Consider the following 5686-nt stretch of genomic DNA (forward strand, 5'->3'; position numbering starts at 1 on the left):
GAGAAATTCAACCCGTACCATCACCGCAAAACTTAACACCCCGTCTCTTTTTCCCCAGGTCAGCCGTGCCAGTGACCCGTGGCGGCGAATTCGGTGAGGACGGCGGTCGGGGCGGTCAGGTCGAGGCTCTGGCCGTCGACCCAGGCGTCGTCGAAATAGGTGCCCGCGTACCGGTCACCGCCGTCGCACAGCAGGGTGACGATGCTGCCGCTGCGCCCCTCGCGCAGCATTTCGGACACGAGATGGAAAGCGCCCCACAGATTGGTACCGGTCGAGCCGCCGACGCGACGGCCGAGGACGGTGCTGGCGTGGCGCGCGGTGGCGACCGAGGACGCGTCGGGTACGACGAGCATCCGGTCGACCACCTGCCCGACGAAGGACGGCTCGACCCGCGGACGCCCGATGCCCTCGATCCGCGACGGCATTCCGGTCTCGTAGCCCGCGTCACCGGTCTCGTAACCGCCGAAGAACGCCGAGTGCTCGGGGTCGACGACGGCCAGGCGCGTCGCGTGCCTGCGGTAGCGGATGTAGCGGCCGATGGTGGCACTGGTGCCGCCGGTGCCCGCGCCGACCACGATCCACTCCGGCACCGGGTGGGTCTCCAGCGCCAGCTGCTCGAAGATGGATTCGGCGATGTTGTTGTTGCCGCGCCAGTCCGTCGCACGCTCGGCGTGGGTGAACTGGTCCATGAAATGCCCACCGGTCTCGGCGGCGAGACGCTTGGCCTCGGTGTACATCTCCGGCGCCCGCTCGACGAAATGGCAACGGCCACCCTGCGCTTCGATCAGCGCGACCTTCTGCGGCGAGGTGCTCGCCGGCATCACCGCGACGAAATCCAGGCCGAGCAGCTTCGCGAAATAGGCCTCGCTCACCGCCGTCGACCCTGACGACGCCTCGACCACCGTCGTACCCTCGGTGACCCAGCCGTTGCAGATCGCGTACAGGAACAGCGACCGCGCAAGCCGGTGCTTGAGGCTGCCGGTGATGTGGGTGGACTCGTCCTTGAGGTAGAGCTGCACCGGCCAGTCGGCGGGCAGCGGATACCGCAGCAGGTGGGTGTCGGCGGAACGCTGGGAGTCGGCGTCGATCAGCCGGACGGCATTGTCGACCCAGTCACGCGGAGCGCTGCGGTCGAGGATCTTCACGCGGCGGACCCGTCGTCGTCACCCCGCAACCGGGCCCGCAGCTGCGCCTTGTCCTGGCGGCGGCGCGCGTCGACGATGGCGATGTCCTCGTTGACCTTCGTGCGCAGCTTCTTGAACAGAGTCAGCGACAGCGGCATCGCGACGATCAGCGCGAACAGCGCCGCGACGATGATCGGCACCTCGACGCCGATGAGCTTGGCGATGCCGACGATCACCGCGGCGATCACCACGACGAGCCCGAGGCGGGCCAGCGTGTAGAGGGCCAGATTGCGGACCAGCCGCTTCCCCGCGCCAGAGCCTTGCTGACCAGTTGCTTCACTCACGACAACAGCCTAACCCCGCCGCGGCCTGGGCCGATGCGGCCCCGTTCGCGGCTTTTGTCTATTACTTCCCCTTTACCAAAAGTAGGTGGTTCGACTACGTGGGGGTCGCAGTGCGACGATGACGCCATCTGATGAGGGAACTGTCGAGAACGGAGAGGTTAGCTATGACTGCGATCACCGTCGGCGGCCAGGACACTCTGCTGACACCAGGCCAAGTGGCCGCCATGTTCCACGTAGACCCCAAGACCGTCACCCGGTGGGCTCATGCGGGCAGGCTCGGTTCGCTGCGCACGCCGGGCGGACATCGCCGATTCCGCGAGTCCGAGGTTCTGCAGTTGCTCAAATCGCTCACCACCGAGGCAGCGCCCCGCTGACCCGACCGGCCGACGCGAGTCCGCCACGGGCTCGCGTTTGCCGGAAATTTCCCATCCGTCGCGGATGTGCACACGGCGCGTACACGGCTACCCTCGATAGCAGGAGGTGAGCGACGTGACGTACCTGTTGGCCCTCATCGCGATCGCGGCCGTCGCGGTGTTGTGCTGGAAGGCGTTCGGACCCCAGAAGTCCGGCCCATCTCCGCGCAGACCGATCCTCGGCCCCGACGACGATCCGGAATTCCTCTGGCGCCTCGGCAAGCAGCACCGCGACGACTCCGGCCCGTCCGAGCCGTAGCGCTCGCGCGCGTGAGCTTACCCACATACCCCCGATGCACCGCGAAAAACCCGGGTAGATAACGTATTCCGGTGATCGATGTGCAGCAGAGTTCCATTCCGACCACCTGGCGCGCGGCCGACGGCAGCGCCGTGACGTTCACCGAGGCCAGGTCGGCGTGGACTCGCGCGGCACACGAGGTACTCGCCGACACCGCGACCAGGTTCAACAACTTCATCGTCAACACCGAGCTGGCCGAGCTGGTCCAGGAGGAATCCGGGATCCGCACCCAGGTGAAGTGGCAGCACTGGCTGCCGGTCGTGCTGGACAAGGTCGCCGAACACTGTCACAAGAACAACGAGCCGCCGCTGAGCGCGCTGTGCGTGCGTAAGAACCAGACGGTGGGCACCGGCTACCGCTACATCCTCGAACTCGCGGGCCTGCCCATCCCCGACGACCTGGAAATGCACGCCGCCGCCGCCCGCTGGCAGTGCTACCAGCACTACGCCACCGACCTCCCCGCCGACGGCGGCCTCCCCACCCTTCCCCCCAAGGTCGCGGCCCTGCGCCAGCAGACCTCCCAGGACCTCGCCACCGCCGAAGCAGCCGAAGCAGCCACCAAGCCCAAGCGCACCGCGGCCTCGGCCCGCAGCGTCACCGTCCCCAAGCCGGAACCGGTCCGCAAGCCCGTCTGCCTCAACTGTCACGTAGAACTCCCGGCCAACAAGATCTGCTACTACTGCTGATCCTGATCACCGACCGATGCCCGGACGCTCACCTGAGCATCCGGGCACAGTTGTCTCCGGAGCCCCTATGAGGTGCGCTACATCCGCCTTTACCTCAACCATGGTTCAGCAAATAGCGTCTTTCGTATGAGCACGAATATGATTCAGCCTCCGGTCGTCGACGACGACACCGTGGATCACACCGCCGACATCGCCGCGATCCGCCAGATCATCGCCGACACCCAGACCGCGTACAACACCAACGACCCCGAACTGATGACCGCGCCGTTCCTGGCGAACGCGGTGGTCGGCAACGCGATCGGCACCCTGATCACCGGGCGCGACGCGCTGCTCGACGCGAACCGCCGCGGATTGGCGGGATTCCTCGCCGACGAGTACGTCCGCTACGACGTCACCGACATCACCTTCCTGCGCCCCGACGTCGCCATCGCCCACAAAGAAGCCCGCGCCACCACCGCCGACGGCACCCTGATCGACACCGCCCCCGCCATGGTCGCCCTGTACGTCCTGGTCAAGGAGAACAACCGCTGGTGGACCGCAGCCCGCCACAACACCCCGGTCCCAACCTCCTGACCATGCGAGGTGCAGATCCGGCGCTGCTCGGTCAGCCTGGCCACGGACGAACAGCGCCGGTAGGAAGCCTCTCACGATGAGGATCAGCATGGAATCGGCCGCGGATCATGTCGCAATGTCGGCGGTGCGGACGACGAAACGAACTTGGTCGGTGATCGATTCCGACCACCGGAGATCGACGGTGGTGCGTCCGCCGTCGAGATGTTCAACTATGACCACCTCAACGGGGCACGGGGTCGGGTAGGTCGAGTCCTGTTGGAGAGGGTCGTCGTCGACACCGAAGAAGATCGGGAGCTTGTCGACGATGGAATGAACGACACCGTCGGCATCGGTGAACTGGACCTCGACGACTCCACGGGCGGTGTGGTCATCACACACCCACCGGACGGCCGTCCCCCGCAGTATCGGCACTCCGACATTGTCCTCCGGCAAGATCATGCTCGAGAGTTTCCGGCTTCCCGCCAGGCACGGTCGACGTGATCTGGGCGTTGGTGACCGCAATCGATCTCGGTGCCTGATCGGTCACGGACAGTGCTGCCGTAGCGGGAGGCCGGCCAGACGACGACTCCATCGTCACGCCACGACACCTCGAAGTGCCCGTTACCGATCAGGTGCTCGGCGAAGTCTGCGTCGTCGAAATCGATGGTGAGCACATCGCCTGGATGCATCCAGTAGTCCTCGCCGGATGGTTCGAGCCAGACCACGAGCGTCTTGTCTGAGTGCGGGTTGGACAACACGATCTTGGACACTGTCAAAGCCTAGGCCCCTGCCGGACTGTCCACGATGTCGGTCAGATGCGATCAGGCGGCCATCGACTCACTCCTGATCCGATAGACGACTTCGGCGCCCCGTTCCCTCGGCGTCCAGCCCCAACGCAATGCTCGGTGAATAGCCCCCGCGACCAAGCGTGGAGTGATGATCGTGCCGTGCTCCACCCAGGTGACCATGCGTTGTCCATGTCCCTCGGCGACCTCGACGACAATCGCCAAACCGGGCTCGTCATCGGGCGAGACCACCCACCGGTAGCGCTCGCCATCCAGATTCAGAATTCGTGTTCCCCGCCGCGCAATTCCCATGCGCCCACTGAACACGCTTCTACCCCGGTCCCTCAACAGATTTTCGAGTCCGGCTCAGTATGAGTCCGCGCGGGCGAGTGCCTCGGCCTCCATCGCGGCGATGAAGTCGGTGACGTCCGAACCGTAGATGCCCCAGCTGTTGACCCCGCCGAGCTCGACGAGGCGCAGTGCGCCGTCGGGGCCGACGCCGACGTCGACGGTGACCATGGTGGAGCCCTGCGCAAGCACGCGCGCCGCCACGGTCTCCGCGAACGCGCGTACATGGTCGGGCACGGGGAGGTACGGCTCGAGCGGATAAGAGCTTCCGCAGACGAAACGCCCGTTGCGGCAGAAGCAGCGGTACTCGTGCTCGAAGGTCACGACCTCGGACACGACGACCAGCTCGTCTCGGTGCTCAACATAGGACTGGAGCAAGCGATCCAGCTCCGCGACCGCGTGCACGCCCGCGGGGAAAAGCTTGTAGTTCGTGTCGCTCCGAACGAAGACGTGCTCACTGCCGAACATGCGCCGCAACGGCAGATCGGGAATCGCCGAGAACGGCACGAACACGGCGGTGCGCCCGAGCAGGTCGTACACATGCCGGTAGTAGGACGAGCAGCGCAACGTCGTGTAGTCGTCGAATACCGCTTCGCCCAGCAGCGGCACCCGCCGCAGCTGCGTCATCGTCGGCATAGTCCCGTATCCGACGATCGCGCGCCCCTCCTCGACAACCGGCCAGCGCCCCATCATCACGTCATACGGCTCGACGATCAGAGCGTCATCGACCGCGGCCGCGACAATGGCGGAGCCAGGAAAGTCCTCATGCAAATCAATGAGCCAACGCGGTCGCATCGCCCGATGCTACGTGCGCGCCCGCAACAAGATTCGCCCGTTCAGTTCAGCCCGGCGTAGCTGTGCAATCCGCTGATCACCATGTTGATGATGAACAGGTTGAAGAGCATGGCGACGAAGCCGGCGATGTTGATCCAGGCGGCCTTGGTGTCGCGCCAGCCGGAGGTGGCTCGGGCGTGCAAATACGCCGCGTAGAGAACCCAGGCGATGAAGGAGCAGGTTTCCTTGGGGTCCCAGCCCCAGAAGCGGCCCCAGGCGGGGTGGGGGCCGGTTGGGGCCCGGAGGGTCGCAGCGGCGGAGAGTGGGGGGGCGCGTGTGTTGGGTTTGTTGGGTGAGAGGGG

At 65.8% G+C, this 5686-nt stretch carries 11 protein-coding genes; 4 read left to right on the forward strand and 7 right to left on the reverse strand.

Translation table 11 applies throughout. The annotated features are described in order from the left end of the window. Positions 1–59 precede the first annotated feature (59 nt). Both ACFWPJ_RS06325 and ACFWPJ_RS06330 read right to left on the reverse strand, forming a co-directional pair. A complete protein-coding gene (locus ACFWPJ_RS06325; protein ID WP_378847875.1) occupies positions 60–1145 on the reverse strand; it encodes a PLP-dependent cysteine synthase family protein in 1086 nt (361 codons plus the stop codon). Then, positions 1142–1468: a DUF4229 domain-containing protein gene (locus ACFWPJ_RS06330; protein ID WP_378847878.1), complete on the reverse strand. Its 327-nt coding sequence runs from the start codon at positions 1466–1468 to the stop codon at positions 1142–1144. Before ACFWPJ_RS06330 ends, ACFWPJ_RS06325 begins: the two co-directional genes overlap by 4 nt. Positions 1469–1632: 164 nt before the next feature. Here ACFWPJ_RS06330 and ACFWPJ_RS06335 point away from each other — a divergent pair, with 164 nt between their 5' ends. The 4 genes from ACFWPJ_RS06335 to ACFWPJ_RS06350 all read left to right on the forward strand — a co-directional run bounded on the left by ACFWPJ_RS06335 (position 1633) and on the right by ACFWPJ_RS06350 (position 3438). Continuing rightward, positions 1633–1842 carry a BldC family transcriptional regulator gene (locus ACFWPJ_RS06335; RefSeq protein ID WP_019049435.1) on the forward strand — a complete coding sequence of 70 codons (210 nt, stop codon included), beginning with the start codon at positions 1633–1635 and terminating at the stop codon, positions 1840–1842. Between the two features lie 115 nt (positions 1843–1957). Beyond that, positions 1958–2140, forward strand: coding sequence for a hypothetical protein (locus tag ACFWPJ_RS06340; protein ID WP_378847880.1), 183 nt, complete (start codon positions 1958–1960; stop codon positions 2138–2140). 71 nt (positions 2141–2211) lie between these two features. Further along, positions 2212–2865, forward strand: coding sequence for a hypothetical protein (locus ACFWPJ_RS06345; RefSeq protein WP_378847882.1), 654 nt, complete (start codon positions 2212–2214; stop codon positions 2863–2865). Positions 2866–2991: 126 nt separating this feature from the next. Next, positions 2992–3438 carry an SgcJ/EcaC family oxidoreductase gene (locus tag ACFWPJ_RS06350; RefSeq protein ID WP_378847885.1) on the forward strand — a complete coding sequence of 149 codons (447 nt, stop codon included), beginning with the start codon at positions 2992–2994 and terminating at the stop codon, positions 3436–3438. A gap of 105 nt (positions 3439–3543) precedes the next feature. Here the strand turns inward: ACFWPJ_RS06350 and ACFWPJ_RS06355 are convergent, their stop codons facing one another. The 5 genes from ACFWPJ_RS06355 to ccsA all read right to left on the reverse strand — a co-directional run. Then, complete coding sequence (locus ACFWPJ_RS06355; RefSeq protein ID WP_378847888.1) at positions 3544–3876, reverse strand: hypothetical protein; 333 nt, start codon at positions 3874–3876, stop codon at positions 3544–3546. After that, complete coding sequence (locus ACFWPJ_RS06360) at positions 3873–4187, reverse strand: hypothetical protein (RefSeq protein WP_378847889.1); 315 nt, start codon at positions 4185–4187, stop codon at positions 3873–3875. Before ACFWPJ_RS06360 ends, ACFWPJ_RS06355 begins: the two co-directional genes overlap by 4 nt. Positions 4188–4238: 51 nt before the next feature. Then, on the reverse strand, positions 4239–4514 hold the full coding sequence (locus ACFWPJ_RS06365; RefSeq protein WP_378847892.1) for a hypothetical protein: 276 nt from the start codon (positions 4512–4514) through the stop codon (positions 4239–4241). A gap of 54 nt (positions 4515–4568) precedes the next feature. Then, the gene (locus ACFWPJ_RS06370) at positions 4569–5345 is read right to left on the reverse strand and encodes an ATP-grasp domain-containing protein (protein ID WP_378847894.1); all 777 of its coding nucleotides are present in this window, start codon (positions 5343–5345) and stop codon (positions 4569–4571) included. Positions 5346–5386: 41 nt separating this feature from the next. Next, positions 5387–5686 (reverse strand): cytochrome c biogenesis protein CcsA (gene ccsA, locus ACFWPJ_RS06375; RefSeq protein WP_378847897.1); only part of this gene is annotated, 300 nt, incomplete at its 5' end.

Origin of the sequence: Nocardia sp. NPDC058497, assembly GCF_042720195.1 — a bacterium.
In the GTDB taxonomy this organism is placed as follows: domain Bacteria; phylum Actinomycetota; class Actinomycetes; order Mycobacteriales; family Mycobacteriaceae; genus Nocardia.

Coding starts and splice junctions, on each gene's coding strand:
- ACFWPJ_RS06355 (WP_378847888.1), bottom strand. CDS start 3,876: ATGATCTTGCCGGAGGACAATGTCGGAGTGCCGATACTGCGGGGGACG.
- ACFWPJ_RS06335 (WP_019049435.1), top strand. CDS start 1,633: ATGACTGCGATCACCGTCGGCGGCCAGGACACTCTGCTGACACCAGGC.
- ACFWPJ_RS06350 (WP_378847885.1), top strand. CDS start 2,992: ATGAGCACGAATATGATTCAGCCTCCGGTCGTCGACGACGACACCGTG.
- ACFWPJ_RS06370 (WP_378847894.1), bottom strand. CDS start 5,345: ATGCGACCGCGTTGGCTCATTGATTTGCATGAGGACTTTCCTGGCTCC.
- ACFWPJ_RS06365 (WP_378847892.1), bottom strand. CDS start 4,514: ATGGGAATTGCGCGGCGGGGAACACGAATTCTGAATCTGGATGGCGAG.